Source organism: Limosilactobacillus avium, assembly GCF_947381485.1.
Classification (GTDB): Bacteria; Bacillota; Bacilli; order Lactobacillales; family Lactobacillaceae; genus Limosilactobacillus; species Limosilactobacillus avium.
Genome location: NZ_CANCWN010000001.1, coordinates 45,206 through 62,077 on the forward strand (window position 1 = coordinate 45,206; position 16,872 = coordinate 62,077).

At 46.9% G+C, this 16,872-nt stretch carries 17 protein-coding genes; 11 read left to right on the forward strand and 6 right to left on the reverse strand.

Annotated elements, in window-relative coordinates; genetic code table 11:
* Window positions 1–2 precede the first annotated feature (2 nt).
* The 3 genes from rbfA to ribF all read left to right on the forward strand — a co-directional run bounded on the left by rbfA (window position 3) and on the right by ribF (window position 2,319).
* Window positions 3–362, forward strand: a complete 360-nt coding sequence (rbfA, locus tag QOS01_RS00215; RefSeq protein WP_222259695.1) for a 30S ribosome-binding factor RbfA — start codon at window positions 3–5, stop codon at window positions 360–362.
* A gap of 68 nt (window positions 363–430) precedes the next feature.
* The gene (gene truB, locus QOS01_RS00220; protein WP_283620561.1) at window positions 431–1,336 is read left to right on the forward strand and encodes a tRNA pseudouridine(55) synthase TruB; all 906 of its coding nucleotides are present in this window, start codon (window positions 431–433) and stop codon (window positions 1,334–1,336) included.
* Between the two features lie 11 nt (window positions 1,337–1,347).
* Window positions 1,348–2,319: a riboflavin biosynthesis protein RibF gene (gene ribF, locus QOS01_RS00225; protein WP_283620562.1), complete on the forward strand. Its 972-nt coding sequence runs from the start codon at window positions 1,348–1,350 to the stop codon at window positions 2,317–2,319.
* Between the two features lie 131 nt (window positions 2,320–2,450).
* On the opposite strand, the gene QOS01_RS00230 is transcribed toward ribF, so the two are convergent.
* On the reverse strand, window positions 2,451–2,822 hold the full coding sequence (locus tag QOS01_RS00230) for a hypothetical protein (RefSeq protein ID WP_283620563.1): 372 nt from the start codon (window positions 2,820–2,822) through the stop codon (window positions 2,451–2,453).
* A gap of 118 nt (window positions 2,823–2,940) precedes the next feature.
* On the opposite strand from QOS01_RS00230, the gene hrcA reads away from it, so the two are divergent.
* The 6 genes from hrcA to lepA all read left to right on the forward strand — a co-directional run bounded on the left by hrcA (window position 2,941) and on the right by lepA (window position 12,278).
* Window positions 2,941–3,990: a heat-inducible transcriptional repressor HrcA gene (gene hrcA, locus QOS01_RS00235; protein WP_283620564.1), complete on the forward strand. Its 1,050-nt coding sequence runs from the start codon at window positions 2,941–2,943 to the stop codon at window positions 3,988–3,990.
* Between the two features lie 12 nt (window positions 3,991–4,002).
* Entirely contained in the window at window positions 4,003–4,584 is a 582-nt protein-coding gene (gene grpE / locus QOS01_RS00240) for a nucleotide exchange factor GrpE (RefSeq protein ID WP_283620565.1), read from the forward strand.
* Window positions 4,585–4,606: 22 nt separating this feature from the next.
* Window positions 4,607–6,481 (forward strand): molecular chaperone DnaK, encoded by a 1,875-nt coding sequence (gene dnaK, locus QOS01_RS00245; protein ID WP_283620566.1) that lies wholly within the window; start codon window positions 4,607–4,609, stop codon window positions 6,479–6,481.
* A 117-nt stretch (window positions 6,482–6,598) separates the two neighbouring features.
* Window positions 6,599–7,759 carry a molecular chaperone DnaJ gene (dnaJ, locus tag QOS01_RS00250; protein WP_283620567.1) on the forward strand — a complete coding sequence of 387 codons (1,161 nt, stop codon included), beginning with the start codon at window positions 6,599–6,601 and terminating at the stop codon, window positions 7,757–7,759.
* Window positions 7,760–7,877: 118 nt separating this feature from the next.
* Window positions 7,878–10,322 carry a L,D-transpeptidase gene (locus tag QOS01_RS00255; RefSeq protein WP_283620568.1) on the forward strand — a complete coding sequence of 815 codons (2,445 nt, stop codon included), beginning with the start codon at window positions 7,878–7,880 and terminating at the stop codon, window positions 10,320–10,322.
* Window positions 10,323–10,442: 120 nt separating this feature from the next.
* The gene (gene lepA / locus QOS01_RS00260) at window positions 10,443–12,278 is read left to right on the forward strand and encodes a translation elongation factor 4 (RefSeq protein WP_283620689.1); all 1,836 of its coding nucleotides are present in this window, start codon (window positions 10,443–10,445) and stop codon (window positions 12,276–12,278) included.
* A 103-nt stretch (window positions 12,279–12,381) separates the two neighbouring features.
* Here lepA and QOS01_RS00265 read toward each other — a convergent pair whose 3' ends face one another.
* The 4 genes from QOS01_RS00265 to QOS01_RS00280 form a co-directional block, all read right to left on the reverse strand.
* Window positions 12,382–13,545 carry a tyrosine-type recombinase/integrase gene (locus tag QOS01_RS00265; RefSeq protein ID WP_283620569.1) on the reverse strand — a complete coding sequence of 388 codons (1,164 nt, stop codon included), beginning with the start codon at window positions 13,543–13,545 and terminating at the stop codon, window positions 12,382–12,384.
* Between the two features lie 217 nt (window positions 13,546–13,762).
* Window positions 13,763–14,668: a DUF5067 domain-containing protein gene (locus tag QOS01_RS00270; RefSeq protein ID WP_283620570.1), complete on the reverse strand. Its 906-nt coding sequence runs from the start codon at window positions 14,666–14,668 to the stop codon at window positions 13,763–13,765.
* A gap of 9 nt (window positions 14,669–14,677) precedes the next feature.
* On the reverse strand, window positions 14,678–15,034 hold the full coding sequence (locus QOS01_RS00275; protein ID WP_283620571.1) for a hypothetical protein: 357 nt from the start codon (window positions 15,032–15,034) through the stop codon (window positions 14,678–14,680).
* A gap of 46 nt (window positions 15,035–15,080) precedes the next feature.
* Window positions 15,081–15,725 (reverse strand): LexA family protein, encoded by a 645-nt coding sequence (locus QOS01_RS00280; protein ID WP_283620572.1) that lies wholly within the window; start codon window positions 15,723–15,725, stop codon window positions 15,081–15,083.
* A gap of 150 nt (window positions 15,726–15,875) precedes the next feature.
* On the opposite strand from QOS01_RS00280, the gene QOS01_RS00285 reads away from it, so the two are divergent.
* On the forward strand, window positions 15,876–16,079 hold the full coding sequence (locus QOS01_RS00285; protein WP_283620573.1) for a helix-turn-helix transcriptional regulator: 204 nt from the start codon (window positions 15,876–15,878) through the stop codon (window positions 16,077–16,079).
* A 102-nt stretch (window positions 16,080–16,181) separates the two neighbouring features.
* Here QOS01_RS00285 and QOS01_RS00290 read toward each other — a convergent pair whose 3' ends face one another.
* The gene (locus tag QOS01_RS00290; RefSeq protein WP_283620574.1) at window positions 16,182–16,406 is read right to left on the reverse strand and encodes a hypothetical protein; all 225 of its coding nucleotides are present in this window, start codon (window positions 16,404–16,406) and stop codon (window positions 16,182–16,184) included.
* 148 nt (window positions 16,407–16,554) lie between these two features.
* On the opposite strand from QOS01_RS00290, the gene QOS01_RS00295 reads away from it, so the two are divergent.
* On the forward strand, window positions 16,555–16,830 hold the full coding sequence (locus QOS01_RS00295; RefSeq protein WP_283620575.1) for a hypothetical protein: 276 nt from the start codon (window positions 16,555–16,557) through the stop codon (window positions 16,828–16,830).
* Window positions 16,831–16,872 lie beyond the last annotated feature (42 nt).

A 16,872-nucleotide genomic window follows, 5' to 3' on the forward strand; every position in this document is an offset into this window, starting at 1 on the left:
AAATGCCAAACAGACAATATCGCGTGGACCGGCTCGCACAGCAGATCCAACGCGAAGTTGACGATATCCTTTTGAAGCGGGTTCGTGATCCACGTGTTCAAGGCGTAACGATCACCGGCGTTGATGTTACTGGCGATTTGCAGCAGGCAACGATCTATTACAGTATCCTGTCTGATAAGGCCTCAGCGGGTGAAAAGACCCAGGAAGGCTTGGATAAGGCCACCGGGCTAATCCGCTCTGAATTGGGGGCCCGCCTAAACATCTTTAAAACACCAGAGATTAAGTTTGAACGGGACCCGTCCGTAGCTTATGGCAGTCGGATTGACCAACTGATCAATAAGCTTCATCAACAAGAAAAGTAACTGACTGAAATAAGGGAGCGGGGCAGATCTTTGACCAGCTCCCTTTTTGTATACGGAGGAGCAAACGAATGGACGGAATTATTCCTTTATATAAAGAACGGGGAATGACCAGCTTTGACTGTGTTAACCGCCTGCGACGAATACTGAAGACCAAAAAGATTGGTCACTCGGGGACCCTTGACCCGTCTGTTGATGGGGTCTTACCAATTTGTATTGGCAAGGCAACGAAGGTCGTTGAGTACTTGATGCAGTCAGGGAAGGTTTACCAGGGCGAGCTGTTAATTGGCAAGGCGACGACAACGGAGGACCTTGACGGTGAGATAATCGCTGCCCAGCCCGTGACTAGTAAGATTTCCCCAGATGTCATCCGTGATCAGATGGCAACGCTGACGGGGGCGATTACCCAAATTCCGCCCATGTATTCAGCGGTGAAGGTAAAGGGAAAACGCCTTTACGAATATGCACGGGCGGGGGAAAGCGTTGACCGTCCAGTTCGCCACGTGACGATTGACAAGTTTGAACTAGTAAGTGCTGACTATGACCAGGATAAGCAAGAAGAACGGGTCCGCTTTAAAGTTGCATGCAGCAAGGGGACCTATGTACGAACACTAGTGGTTGAGCTGGCCAAGCGGCTCGGTTATCCGGGCACAATGAGTTGGCTAACCCGGTTAAAGAGCGGTGGCTTTACCTTAGATCAGACACTAAGCCTAGGGGATGTTCAGGATGCCGTAACGGCAGGAACAATTACCCATTACCTTTATCCGCTTGACTACGCCCTCCGTAATTATCCAGCGGTTGAGCTTAGTGCTGACCAGTGGAAAGCTGTGCAGAATGGGGGCTGGTTAAAGCCAGCCGAGCTTTCTTCATCGGCGGCCGAGCTGGTTCTTAAGTATGATCACCAGACCAAAGCGCTTTACCACTTTGATGATTACCACCACGCCTACCAGCCGACTAAGATGTTTTCGACGAACTAGGAGGATTGACATTGCAGGTTATAAGAATACACCACCCAATTGACAAGCAATTGATTCCTAACGGACCGGTAGTGCTCGCGATGGGGTTCTTTGATGGGGTCCACCGTGGCCACCAAGCGGTCATCCGCCGGGCCCGGCAAATTGCTGACCAGCGGAAGCTACCCCTGGCAGTCTTAACCTACGGACATGCACCGGGAGTCGTCTATCGCCAATTTCCCGGCGGCTTTAAGTACCTTTCCACTACTGACCGCAAGTTAGCCCTCCTAAAGCAGCTGGGGGTTGACCTGGTGTACCTGGTTAGCTTTACCTCCAGCTTTGCCAGCCAGGACCCCCAGGACTTTGTCGACCACTACCTTGTTGCCTTCCATAGCCAGGTCGTCGTGGCGGGTTTTGACCATACCTATGGCCCAGCCAATGTTGCTACCATGGCCAAACTACCTACTTATGCGCGAGACAGGTTTGCCGTGGTGACGGTTCCTAAATTTACCAGTCCGGGCACGACCAAGAAGGTTGGTTCCCGGGCAATTCGTGAGGCGATTGACCGCGGGGACGTTCAGACTGCAAACCAGGAACTGGGCTACTATTACCAGACTACGGGGTTGATTGTCCACGGACTTGCCCGCGGACGGACCCTAGGCTTTCCCACGATTAATGTGGAAACACCATCACGGGAAAGAATTCCGGGGATTGGTGTGTACGCGGTCGACGTTAAAATTGGTGACCAGTGGTACGGGGGGATGGCCAGTGTTGGTCATAACATTACCTTTGGTGACCATAACCAGCTGACCGTTGAGATTTACCTATTTGACTTTGACCAAATGGTTTACGGCGAAGAGGTAACTGTTCGTTGGTACCAATACCTTCGTGGTGAGCAAAAGTTTGCGGATGCCGCTGGTTTGGTGGCGCAAATGAAGCATGATGAGCACGCTGCGCGTCAGGTTGTGCAGGCACCACCAGCAATTGCGGGTCAGATAATTCATTAAAACGGTAAGGATGAAGTTAGCCGCAAGAAAGAAGAGGCCTTTAGCGTTCGGAAAGTTTGAACGCTAAAGGCCTCTTTGTGTCCTACATTGAACGCTGAAAGACTAGAACTACTTTTTTACAAAAGATTTTCCTAGTGGCGACTAGCCCGGTGGTTAGTGCCCTGGTGAATCTTGTGGATCCGCCGTTTAAACTTTGGCCCGTCCGTGGTAACTAACCGGAAGTGGCGCATTTTGCCGTGAAAGGGGTGACCAGTTAAGCGGAGGTTGGTCCATGAACGCATGATGTCAGTCATCTGGTCAATCTCCTTAACCCGCTCTTGGTTGCCTTCTCTTTTAGCAGCATCCTTGATGTCGGACTGGAGACGGTAGATGAGGTTATTGTGATAGGCCAGCAGCTCGTTGGTTAGCGGGGCGCTCCGGTACTTATTGAAGAGCCGTTGGATGAGCTCCATTGCCTCCTGAGCGTTATGAGGTTGCACGTAACGGTGGTCGTCTGTACTCATTTATAAAATCTCCTTAGAATTAGTTTGACATTCCTTGACTTTTAAACAGGTGATTGGTATATTATTAAGTGTGTTTAGCACTTAGCCCTAAAGAGTGCTAAAAAGGGATGTGATCAAAATGCTAACACAACGACAAAAGACAATCCTGCAAGCGATTGTACGTCAATACACCTCAACTGGTCAACCGGTGGGGTCAAAACACCTTGCTGAAAAGTTGCCATTCAAGGTCAGTTCCGCAACAATCCGGAATGAGATGGCGGTATTAGAAGAACACCAGCTGATCAAAAAAGAGCATTCGTCTTCGGGACGGGTACCTTCAAAGCGTGGCTATCGCTATTACGTCGACCACCTGCTGGATGCAAATGCGCTCACGGATAATGACCTGGTTGTTATCCAGAATTCTTTAGGGACAAGTTTTCAAAAGATTGATGAGATTGTTTCACATTCGGCGGATATCCTGTCCGACCTGACTTCGTACACGGCCTTTACCCTTAAGCCAGAGCAAACCGATGTCCGCTTAAGTGGGTTTCGGGTAGTCCCGTTGGGTAACCAAAAGGTAATCGCCATTTTGGTTACCGATAGTGGGGACGTTGAGAGTCAGTCGTTTACTTTACCCCGTAATTTTGATACCGATGCACTCCAAGCGGTAATCAGGATGATTAATGACCAGCTAGTGGGACGACCACTAACTGAAGTTGTTAAGCGGCTGAATGATGACATCCCAATGCGGATTATGCATTACATGCATGGTGCGGACGGCTTCTTAGACCTGTTCGATAACGTCGTTTCCCGGGCGGCCCGGGAACGCTTCTTTGTCGGTGGTCGGCTGAACATCCTAGGATTTTCCAACAACCAAGATCCGCAAGCCCTGCAGGCGTTATACAGCCTGATTGATCGGAACGACGAGTTGTCGCACCTACTTGACACCGGGGCTGATGATAAGGATGTCAACGTCAGGATTGGTTCGGAAATTTCTCAAGACCAGGTATTAAAAGATTACAGTCTAATCACGGCAAGCTATGATGTCGACCAGTATGGCAAGGGAATTATTGCTGTACTGGGGCCCACCAGGATGCCGTACTCACGAACGATTGGAATTGTGAATGCCTTTCGTCAGGAGTTAGCCAAGCGACTACTTGACTTTTACCGACACTATTACGATTCATAGGAGGCGAGTCATTTGGCAAAAGAAGAAAAGAAGGATCAGCAGGCGCAGCCAAAAGACAAGGTCAAAGCTGCCCACAATGATAATAAGGCTGAACACCAAGGTGGCCATAAGGGTCAGTGCCACCACCGCTGCGAGCAGCTCCAGAAGCAAGTTGACGACTTGAAGAAGCAACTTGCGGACAAGGATGATAAGTACCTGCGTGCTGAAGCGGAAATTCAAAATATGACGACCCGCTTTAATAAGGAACGTGCCCAGATCTTGAAGTATGATGGTCAGGACCTGGCAAAGAGCGTTCTTCCCGTTCTTGATAACCTTAAGCGGGCACTAACAATTGAAGTTAAAGATGAAAATGGCCAACAGCTAAAAAAGGGTATTCAAATGGTCCACGACCACTTAACGGCGGCCTTAAAGGACCATGGGGTCACTGAGATCCCCGCAGAAGGAAAGATTTTTGATCCGACCTTGCACCAGGCGGTTCAGACCGTCCCGGTAGAAGGTGATCAGAAACCGGAAACAGTTATTAAAGTCTTACAGGCTGGTTACCAGCTGAAAGACCGGGTTCTGCGTCCCGCAATGGTTGTTGTGGCACAATAAAATATAAGAGAGGGAATAAACAATGGCAAGTAACAAGATTATTGGTATTGATTTAGGTACTACTAACTCCGCCGTTGCCGTTATGGAAGGTAACGAGCCCAAGATTATTACTAACCCAGAAGGGAGCCGGACAACGCCATCCGTTGTTTCATTTAAGAATGGCGAAACCCAAGTTGGTGAAGTTGCCAAGCGGCAAGCAATTACTAACCCGAACACGATTTCTTCTATCAAGAGTCACATGGGTGAAGCCGGCTACACAGTGGAAGTCGACGGTAAGAAGTACACTCCACAAGAGATCTCCGCGATGATCCTTCAATACATCAAGAAGTATGCGGAAGATTACATTGGCGACACCGTTGACAAGGCCGTTATTACGGTACCTGCCTACTTCAACGATGCTCAACGTCAAGCAACTAAGGATGCCGGAAAGATCGCCGGTTTGGACGTTAAGCGGATTATCAACGAACCAACCGCTTCTTCTTTGGCTTACGGCCTGGACAAGAAGGACAAGGACGAGAAGATTTTGGTTTACGACCTTGGTGGTGGGACCTTTGATGTCTCCATCCTGGAATTAGGTGACGGGGTCTTCCAAGTCCTTTCAACTAATGGTGATACCCATCTGGGTGGGGATGACTTCGACCAAAAGATTATGGATTGGTTGATCGACGGCTTCAAGCAGGAACACGGCATTGATCTTTCACAAGACAAGATGGCTCTGCAACGGTTGAAGGATGCCGCTGAAAAGGCCAAGAAGGACCTTTCCGGTGTTCAGGAAGCACAAATCAGTCTGCCATTCATTTCATCCGGTGAAAACGGTCCCCTCCACTTGGAGAAGAGTTTGACCCGGGCCCAATTCAACCAGTTGACTAATGACCTGGTTGAACGGACGAAGCAACCAGTATTGAATGCTTTGAAGGATGCGGACCTTTCATTCGATGACATTGATGAAGTTATCCTGAACGGTGGTTCGACTCGGATCCCGGCCGTTCAAGAAATGGTTAAGGAATTGACTGGTAAGGAACCAAACCACTCCATCAACCCTGATGAAGCCGTTGCCCTTGGTGCCGCTATCCAGGGTGGGGTTCTGACCGGTGATGTTAAGGACGTTGTTCTGCTTGATGTTACTCCACTTTCTCTTGGTATTGAAACCATGGGTGGGGTCTTCACCAAGTTGATTGACCGGAACACGACCATTCCAACATCCAAGAGCCAAATCTTCTCAACGGCCGCCGATAATCAATCTGCCGTTGACATTCATGTTCTTCAGGGTGAACGGCCAATGGCAGCTGATAACAAGACCTTAGGGAACTTCCAGCTGACAGACATTCCAGCTGCTCCTCGTGGTGTTCCTCAAATCAAGGTTACCTTCGACATTGATAAGAACGGGATTGTTAACGTTTCTGCCAAGGACATGGGAACTGGTAAGGAACAAAAGATCGTTATCAAGTCCAACTCTGGTCTGTCCGACGAAGAAATTGAACGGATGAAGAAGGATGCCGAAGAACACGCTGAAGCCGACAAGAAGAAGAAGGAAGAAGTTGACCTGAAGAACGAGGTCGACCAAGAACTCTTCCAAGTTGACAAGACCTTAAAGGAAGTTAAGGGCAAGGTTCCTGATGAAGACATCAAGAAGGCCGAAAGTGCTCGTGACGACCTGAAGAAGGCCAAGGAAAGCGGCAACCTTGATGACATGAAGGCCAAGAAGGACGCCCTCAACAAGGTTATCCAAGACTTGAGTGTCAAGCTTTACAAGCAGGCACAAGGAGCCCAGGGTAATGCCCAGGGTGGTGCAAACCCGACTGGCAACGCCGGCAATAACGGTAACCAAAAGGGTAATGACGATGGCAACACCGTTGATGGTGACTTCAAGGATGTTACCCCAGACGACAAGAAGTAATTTCTAATTGCTAGATGCATTGTAAAAGCCAAAGGCCGCGGTTTAGGACTTTGGCTTTTACTTTCGTTTCCGATCTGTGGTATAACTATACAAGCAATTAAGTTGTGAGGGATATAAATGGCAGAAGAAAACTATTACGATGTTTTAGGTGTCTCAAAGGATGCCTCTGAAGCAGATATTAAACACGCTTACCGGCGACTCGCTGCTAAGTACCACCCGGATGTTAACCATGCACCTGGCGCGGAAGAAAAATTTAAGAAGATCAATGAAGCTTACGATGTCTTAAGTGATTCGCAGAAGCGGGCCCAGTATGACCAGTTTGGTTCTGCTGGTCCACAGGCCGGAGCAGGTCAAGGCTTTGGTGGCTTTGGCAATGGCGGCTTTAGTAGCCAGGGCTTCGGTGGCGCCAGCGGCTTTGATGATATCTTCAGCCAATTCTTTGGTGGTGGCGGAAGTCGTCGTCCTAACCCAACTGCGCCACGGCAGGGTCGGGACCTCCAGTACGCCATGACACTGAAATTCATGGATGCCATTTTCGGGAAGACGACGACCATCAAGTACGACCGTGATGAACAGTGTAAGACCTGTCACGGGACCGGTGCCAAACCAGGTAAGTCCGCGACGACTTGTAAGCGGTGTGGCGGTAGCGGCGTAATTGTTACCGTCCGCCGGACCCCATTGGGAAACATGCAAACCCAAACCACCTGTCCAGAGTGTAACGGGACTGGTAAGGTAATTAAGGCTGCCGACCAGTGTCAGACATGCCACGGTAGCGGCCACGTTCACGCCAAGCACGAGTTGGAAGTCAAGGTTCCAGCCGGGGTTGACGATGGCCAGCAGATGCGCCTTGAAGGGCAAGGTGACGCTGGTGAGAATGGTGGCCCCGCTGGTGACCTGTACATTGTCTTCAGGGTTACCCCAAGTCGGGACTTCCGGCGGGATGGTACGACTATTTACGTTGATCGTGACATTTCGTTCGCTCAAGCTGCCTTAGGGGACGAAATCAAGGTTAAGACCGTTCATGGTGACGTTGACCTAAAGGTTCCTGCCGGGACGCAGTCAGAAACTAACTTCCGCTTACGGGGGAAGGGTGTTCCTTACTTGAATGGCAAAGGAACTGGCGACGAACACGTTACCGTCCACGTCAAAACACCGAAGAACCTCAACAAACGCCAGCGGGAGGCAATGATGGCCTTCGCTGCTGCTAGTGGTGAGGATGTCAAGGGCGTCAAGAAATCTGTCTTGGATAAGCTTAAGGACGCCTTTGAGGACCGTTAATACAATAATGATTAAGCCAGGAAAAGGGACAAGTTGTCCTCTTTCCTGGCTTTTTTCGTTATCGCTTTCATAAAGGGGTATAATGATAAAGAATACGTTATTATTGGGGGATTAGACAATGTTAATCGATTTTAATCGTGCGAAAAAGATTGCTGCTGGTTGTCTGGCAATGACCAGTTGTGGCTTTGCCCTTTGGCTAAGTCAAACTAATAGTTTTGCTGCAGACAACACGCCAGCACCAGTAGTGGTCGCTGACCAACAAGCGCGGCCAAGTCAAACGGCGCCTGCTAAGAGCCAGACAACGCCAGCACAGAGCACAAACTATGACCATGCTGACCAGGGAAACTATGCTAACCTTGATAGTGCTCAGATTAATGACCAGGGACAGTTGACTGTTAGTGGCTGGCACGCTACTAACGCCGCTAAGGACCGCCCTTACCACTACATTATTGCCGTCAATAAGGCAACTAACCAGGAAATTGGCCGGCAAAACGTTACTGACCAGGCCGTGACGCGTACAGATGTCCAGCGGGTTCACAATGTCTATGGCGCGGATCAATCAGGCTTTAACACAAGCTTTAAGCTTGGCAAGGGACTGGCGAAGTTAAACCAGGTACAGATCGTAAGCCGCTATACGAATGATGCACAGGGGAATGGCAACGCGGTTGACTACTGGTTTGCACCAGTGACAATTGATCGTAATAACCGCGCTAACCTTGATGGGGCAACGGTAGCTAAGGGCCAAATGGTTATTAACGGTTGGCACGCAACGAACTTGGCTGCCGGCAAGGGCCACCACTTCATCATTGTCCTCGACCGGACTAGTAATCAAGAGGTGGCTAGACAGCTCGTTACACCAGTTAAACGTCCCGATGTTGCTAAGGCATTTCCGGGAATTGCGGGTGCTGACGAATCTGGCTTTACCGTCAAGATTCCACTGACTAAGTTGAACCTTAACCACCAGCTCCAGGTTATCAGTCGGTACGCCGGCGCAAGTGACGGGAATAGTGATTACGTTGATTACTGGTTCAGTCCAATCACCAGCGGCAACCAGTTTAGCCAGGGCTATTTAGACAGCTTTAACCTTAGTGATGGCCATCATTTAACCTTCAGTGGTTGGCACGTTGATAACCTGAGTGGGTTTGAGAACAACCATTACGCAATTCTCTATGACTTGACGGCCCGCCGGCAAGTGGCGGTGGTAAACACAACCACGGTAGACCGTCCCGACGTTGTCCGGGCCTTGCCAAACGTGACGGGCGCAGCCCAGAGTGGCTTTAACGGACAGTTTGACCTGACTAAGGCCTCACTAATTTCGGGTCATAGTTATGCGGTGGTTAGTCGGTACTCCACAAGTGACCAGGGTAACGGGGACCAGGGGCAATACAATGATTTCTGGTCCGCACCGGTTGTCTTAAACCAGCGTGCCTCCTGGCTCGACAGCGTTAAAATGTCTAAGCAGGGATTGCAGATTGCGGGGTGGATGGTTAGTGATGCCGCCCTTGCTAAGAAGTACCCGTACGTGATTGTCCTGAACAATGGTAAGGAGATTAAGCGGGCCAAGCTGACCTTGACTAACCGGCCTGATGTGGCAGCGCGCTATAGTCAGGTTTATAACAGTGCTCAAAGCGGCTTTGCGACGACCGTTCCCTTAGACCTGGGCACGGCTAATGGAACATTAAAGCTGATTCTGCGCTTCAGTAACGATGCTGCGGGTAATGGTAACTTCGATGACCAGTACAGTCCTGATTATGCCACCAATGCTGGTGCCTTTGACCAGATTAATATTACCGCCAACTCGATTTACGTTAGTGGCTGGCACGCTAGCAACCAGGCGGTTAACAAGCCATACCAGTTTCTGATCTTTGTTGACCAGAATGGTCATGAATTGTACCGGCAGGAAGTTCTGGACAAGAACCGGGCACGGACTGACGTGGCCAATGCCTTCCCCGCAATTTATAACAGCGGTCAATCTGGTTACCAACTGGCCTTTGGAATGCCAAACCAGCTTCGTAACCAAAACGTGCGGATCATTCACCGCTTCACGGATGATAAGCTCGGGAACGGTAACTACGTTGATTACACTTCTGGCCCTGTTTCGACGAGTCTGATGCGGACGCCAATTGACTACCGGATGCCCTCTGAGTACGGCCCGTACCCGAATGTTAGCCAGTTAAAGAACTTCTGGATTCACGTCCGGATTGGTCAGAACCGGGTTTACATGATGGACGGTAACAACGTTGTCTACACGATGTACTGTACAGCCGGTCGGTACGTCAATGGGGTCAGCCTGACGCCAACCGGGACCTACTACGTGCAGAATGAACGTGGGGACCTCTTTGACTATGGGGAACACTGGACCTCATGGAAGGACCACGGGGTATACCTCTTCCACAGCGTTGTCTTTGATGCACCATGGCATGATGGTCACTTTGATCAGGCCCAGTTGCGGTTGCTTGGTGTTTCTGCCGGGTCACACGGTTGTATCCGGCTCCCAATTCCGGATGCCAACTGGATTCAGCACAACGTTCCCGCTGGTACCCGGGTGGTAATTGAAAACTAGGGTTGATTAATCAAAACGAGATCATGGTGGTAACGCCACGACCTCGTTTTTTAAATTTCGGTTTGTCTTTGTTATACTAGATAAGAGTATTTTCGTAGAAAGTAGTGAATAAGCATGACAATGAGTCTGGAAGAAATGAAGGAGCGCCAAAAGCACATCCGTAATTTTTCAATTGTTGCCCACATTGACCACGGTAAGTCAACGCTGGCCGACCGGATCTTGGAAATGACGGATTCGATTAGTAAGCGTGAGATGAAGGACCAGGTCCTTGATGATATGCCGTTGGAGCGTGAACGGGGGATTACCATTAAACTAAATGCGGTGGCCCTTACCTACCATGCTAAGGATGGGCAGGACTACATTTTTCACCTGATTGACACCCCGGGGCACGTGGACTTCTCTTATGAGGTCTCGCGTTCACTGGCGGCCTGTGAAGGCGCAATCCTAGTCGTGGATGCCACTCAGGGAGTGGAGGCCCAGACATTGGCAAATGTCTACTTGGCCCTGGATAACGACCTGGAAATTCTCCCGGTCATTAACAAGATTGACCTACCGTCCGCTGATCCGGAGGGGACCAAGGCCCAGATTGAAGACGAAATCGGTCTGGAAACTGACGAGGCGGTTGACGTCAGTGCGAAGACGGGTCTCAATGTCGATCAAGTTCTAGAGAAGATTGTCAAGGATGTTCCCGCCCCTACTGGTGACCTGACCGCGCCCCTTAAGGCCCTGATCTTTGATTCGAAGTACGATGATTACCGTGGGGTTGTCCTGAGTGTCCGGGTATTTGAGGGGACCGTGAAGAAGGGTGACCGGATTCGGCTGATGAATAGTGGAACCGAGTACGAGGTTGCCGAAGTCGGTATTAACTCGCCCAAGCCACTGGCCCGGGATGTTCTGATGGCGGGGGACGTTGGTTACATTACCGCCGCAATCAAGGACATTAAGGATACCCGGGTCGGGGATACCGTGACTAGTGCTGACCACCCTACGGACAAGCCATTAGAAGGTTATCGGCAAATGACGCCAATGGTTTATGCCGGCCTGTACCCAACTGACAATGCGAAGTTTAATGATCTTCGGGAGGCCCTTGAGAAGTTGCAGCTAAACGATGCCGCGCTTGTTTTTGAACCAGAAAGTTCCCAGGCCTTAGGTTTCGGTTTCCGTTGTGGTTTCTTGGGATTGCTGCACATGGATGTTGTCCAGGAACGCCTAGAGCGTGAATTTAACCTTGATCTGATCACCACGGCGCCATCGGTTACCTACCACGTTGACCTGGCCGATGGCTCCACGGTTGAGGTGGAGAACCCAGCTGAGATGCCTGATGCTTCCTCAATCAAGGCGATTAAGGAACCTTACGTCAAGGCATCAATCATGGTGCCAAATGACTATGTGGGCCCCGTGATGGAACTTTGTCAACGGAAACGGGGGATCTTTGAGACCATGGAATACCTCAGCGACACCCGGGTGAACGTAATTTACCATGTGCCGTTGTCAGAAATTATCTTTGACTTCTTTGACAAGCTGAAGAGCTCGACCCGGGGCTATGCGTCGATGGATTACGAAATTGACGAATATAAGCCAAGTAACCTGGTTAAGATTGATATCCTATTGAATGGTGACAAGGTAGATGCACTGAGCTTCATTGCCCACAAGGACTTTGCTGCTGAGCGGGGGCGGGAAATTACTTCCAAGCTGAAGAAGATCATCCCTCGGCAAAACTTTGAAATCCCAATTCAGGCGGCAATTGGCTCTAAGATTATCGCCCGGACAAACATTAAAGCCTACCGGAAGGATGTTACTGCCCGGATCCACACTGGTGATCCCGACCGGCGGGCCAAGCTGCTGGAAAAGCAGAAGCGTGGTAAGAAGCGGATGAAGGCCGTTGGTAAAGTTGATATCCCTCAGGAAGCCTTCATGGCCGTTTTGAAGACCGATGAGGAAACCGACGAGCGTTAAACGTTGATATAGCAGCATTCTTGGAAGTATATGCATATATACATTCACCCAGAAAGTGCTGATTTTACCACATTTTTACCACATGGCTTAATTTGTGGTAAGCTTAGGACTCTTTATAAACCTCGTCAAAGAGGTTTGCTGTTTTACGCTTAGACTTAGTTGTTAAGTGAACATAAGTGTCTAAGGTTGTGGAGATTCTCGAATGTCCTAAGCGTACCTGAACTTCCTTAGGCTTAGCACCTGCCTCTAGCAGCATCGTAGCATGAGTATGGCGCAAACTGTGAAAATTAAAAGGGAATCCCAGTTTCTTTTCAACCAAACTTGAGTAGTATTTAATTGCGTTGGGAGTAATTGGTTTCCCATTATCTTTTGTGCAGACAAAGTCTGAATCGTAGTAGTACTTCCCGTACTTTAATCGATTTTTACTTTGCCTGCTTTTTTCTTTAACAAGAATATCAATGAGCTCCTGACCAATTTCAATAGTGCGATATCCGGCTGCTGTCTTTGGCTTCCCTATACGAACGTCGTGAGCACTATACTGAAGCATCTGTTGGTGTAATTCGATTGAGTACCCATGAAAATCTACATTTTTCCATTCAAGCCCACAAACTTCACCGCGGCGCATACCTGTAAAGAATGCAATCATCATTGGAACGTAAAATGGATGCCCTTCCGGAAATAATGATTGCATCTGTTTAAACTGGTTCATTGAGATAATTTTTAAGTCTTGCTTAGTTTTCTTACCAATCCGGTATTTTGGTAAAGTGACATATAAAGCAGGCGAATTATCAATTACTTGCCAAGGATGAACGGCCTGCTTAAAAGCTTCTTTTACTACCGACAAAATTATTTCTACAGTGTGCTTTGATAAAGTTGTACCATCTTTTTTGTAGGCAGTCGATTTGGCAACTTTATCGATAAACTCTTGCAAAATTTCAGGACCGATTCTTTTCATTTCATATTCACCTAAGTTAGGCAGGATATACTTGTCAAGTATGCCTCGGTAGTTATTCTGGGTATTTGTACTAAGATGTTTCTTGACATAGTTGTTGAACCAGAACTCAAAGAAATCGTTGACTGACGTTTTGTCATTTGAAATAACTTTACCAGTGGACTCATACTTTTCGATAACTTTTCGCAACTTTTTGAGAGCTTCTTGATAAGTTTTTCCTCCATATCGCTCAATTTGATGGCGTTTACCATTTTTCTTAGCGACATCTATTCGGTAGTACCAGTTATTGCCATGTTTTCTAACTGTTCCTTTCATTGTTCTCACCTCCTTTCATCGAATATGTGTTCTCTATGTGTTAAAATAAAAAGGCAAAGATGTTTATGTTTCACGTTCTCAAAGCCCGTCAGCTTAAGAACTTTTTGTTTTGCAAATATTCTTTACCCTTAAAATCATTGGTCGTTACAGTGAATCGGTCGCCAAACTATCTTCACTGCTAACGGCTTTTTTGTTTTGCATTATTTTCCGATGGCTTTTAATTGTTACCATTAGCAGCATCGATTGAGGCCCAACGATTAACGTTGTCTACTTGATAGTCGTATCGTTCTTGTGGTGTGGCATTCTCATAGATGGTGCCTTTCCAAAGGCTATCATTATTGTCGTCAGCCCATACATCTGGGTGATTATCCCAATCCCCAGTTTTCTTATTATTGGAGGAAGATGATGCATCGGCAGCCTGAGCCTTTGAAGCATTACTTGTACCAGTGCTTGAAGAGCCACCATTTGAACTGCCATATCTACTAGCTACCTGTTCATCGTCTGACGACTTAGCTTTAGCTGATGCGTTTTTAGAGGATGCTTTTACTTTAAAACTATACTTGTGTTTACCAATCAGGTTCCCAGAATCATCCTTTGCTTTTAAAAGCACTGGACGTTTAGTGCTTTTAAGGATAGCGATATACTCGCCACGAGCATGACCACCTTTGTTGATCTCTTGATTCATTTCATCACTGATAGAGTCAGGAACATCAACTTCTTCGTCAAGCTGGTTTTGAGTATTTTTATTTGGTTGGTAAGCACTAAACGTTTGAGCCCACATGCCAGAAGCGGACATGTCCTTAGCTGATTTGTTATAAGCAGTATAGTTAAAAACCATACATGTCTTACCGTCATCATTTTTGGTAAGCGATACTTTTGTGATTTTGATAGTCCATTTTGGTAGTTTAGCCGTATGTCCGTCGAAACTGCCGTGTGGTTTTGAAATGTCAGTAATATTATCCGTTGTGCTCGTAGCAGCGCCTGGTGACTTTGTGCTTCTGCCATCGAAGACGGCGGTTATTACTATCCCAAGTATTCCAATAACAAATGCTGCAATAATTACCCAACCCCAGAATTGCTTGTACCAAGGGGTGGGCAGATTCTTATATCTATCTGATCGCATATTGCCACCTTATTTCCTGTTAGTTTCCAACTTGTGCCAAGCAAAAAATACAATTCCAATGATAAAAGCCAACCATGACCAGATAATCAAATCCTTGTAAATACCTGCATTAACGATACCGAGTAGCCAGGCAACTAACATCATAATCATCGAAGCAATGTCAGGGCCAAAATTATCTTTATTACGAGTAACGATATAAACAATTCCAGAAGCAAGATAAAGAATGGCTACGATTAATCCAGCCGTACCAGCATGGCCACCAGATTGAACAAACGCTTCACTCATACCAGCCATTACTGATTGAATAGCGATAAAGAACGCTACAACAATCATGATGATTCCTACTACTAATTTTGTTGTTTTCATTGAAACCTCCCAATAGCTTTTTTCGTCGATCACGTTTGGACGTAGACTATTTAATATCCCAAGATACATGTATAACTTTACCGATAATGCGTCCTGGATTATCCTTATTCAAAATAATAGGTGTATAGTCTTTGTTTTCTGGTAAAAGCATTACCATTCCATTTTGATGCTTAACACGTTTTAACGTCGCTTCGTTATCACCGTCTACTAAAACAGCAGCTATTTCATCGTCTTCAACGTCTGGCTGTGACCGCAGAGTTACAAGGGCACCATTAGGAATAATAGGTTCCATACTGTGACCTTTACAACGCAGGGCGAATAAGGTACCACTGGGGACTGGCTTTTCAAAAGTTTCCTTTGTATAGCCTTCAATATTTTCCTCAGCTGTAATCGGGTCGCCACAAGCTATTGTTCCAATAATTGGAATCGTAACTTGTTCCAATCCGTCGGATAATGGATAAACAATATTAGGAATATCATTGAGATTTCCTTGTGGTTCTTCACCAACAATTTTCGCAATAGGCACATTGAAAATCATCGACATTTTTTGAACTTTATCCATTAAAGGCTTGTTACGGCCTTGTTCCCAGGAGGCAACAGTTGTTGGCTTTACGCCAAGAACATTAGCAAGGCTTGCTTGCGTATAACTGTGGGCTTTTCTTAAAGCCTTTATTTGACTACCAATATCCATAAAAGATGCCTCCATATTTCTAAATATTTAACATCTTAATTGTATAACAAACTACACATGAAAAGTAGTTTTTTACGCAAAAAGGCAAAAAAATGTTGCAACTACGTTTTAAATGTAGTAATATATAGAGCGTAGAGAGGAGGAACAATATTGAAGATTTCCATTAGGGCAGCACGCCAAAACAGCGGACTTACCCAAGAACAAATGGCAAATGCGCTAGGTGTTTCACGTAAGACTTATCAAGACTACGAACATGGTGAAACCGCAATGCGTATTGATAAAGCTCAATTGTTTAGTTCTTTAACCAAAGTCCCTATGGATAACATTATTTTTTTACTCAAAAGCTACGGATAAAATGTAGTTAATAAGGAGTTGATGCAATGGAAAAGCAAAATAAAAAGGAGCCCGTTAAGGCTCCTGTAAAAATTGACGAAAAAGAAGCAAAGGAATCGTTAATTACTTTTCGTCAAAGTCTAAGAAAGTTTCAATCGCGTCCTTGACAAGATTGTTCATTCTCTGTTGCTGGTAGATGTGCTCGTAATTTATCGCTAAGTCTTCTTGCTTTTCAGTATTTTGCACTGCCACGGTTTTCAACTGTTCCATAATTTCGGGGCTGTCAAAATTCTTATTGAACTCACCGATGAATTGCGACCAACGACTTTCAAATTCTTCTTTTGTCATAGGAATTCACCTCCTTTGAGGTGATTATATCAAACAGAAAGTAGGTGAAAGCATGGAACTCATTTTAGTAGACAAACACGAAGAAGTAATTATAGATGATGAACCGAAACGTGAAATTACTGATTTCACTTTGTAAGGAGGTGCGAACATGTCTAGTCGAGAAATTGACTCACCGTTATATTCAGTTCCTGATGCTGCAAAGTATCTTCATACTGATATCAGGCTAGTGCGAAGTGCAATTAAACTCGGATACTTGCCGGTCTTTGATTTTGGGTCAGTTAAAATTTATCGGCCTGAGATGGATAAGTTCATCGTCAAGTACATGGGCGCTGGTAAAGGGTCAAAGCTCAAGCGCCTAATCGACAAAGGTGAGAAAGCACAGAAAACACAGCTAGATGAGGGTGAACGTCAAATCTATGTATGAGGTAATGAAATGTTCACATTTATGTTTAGTTTGCCAACAATC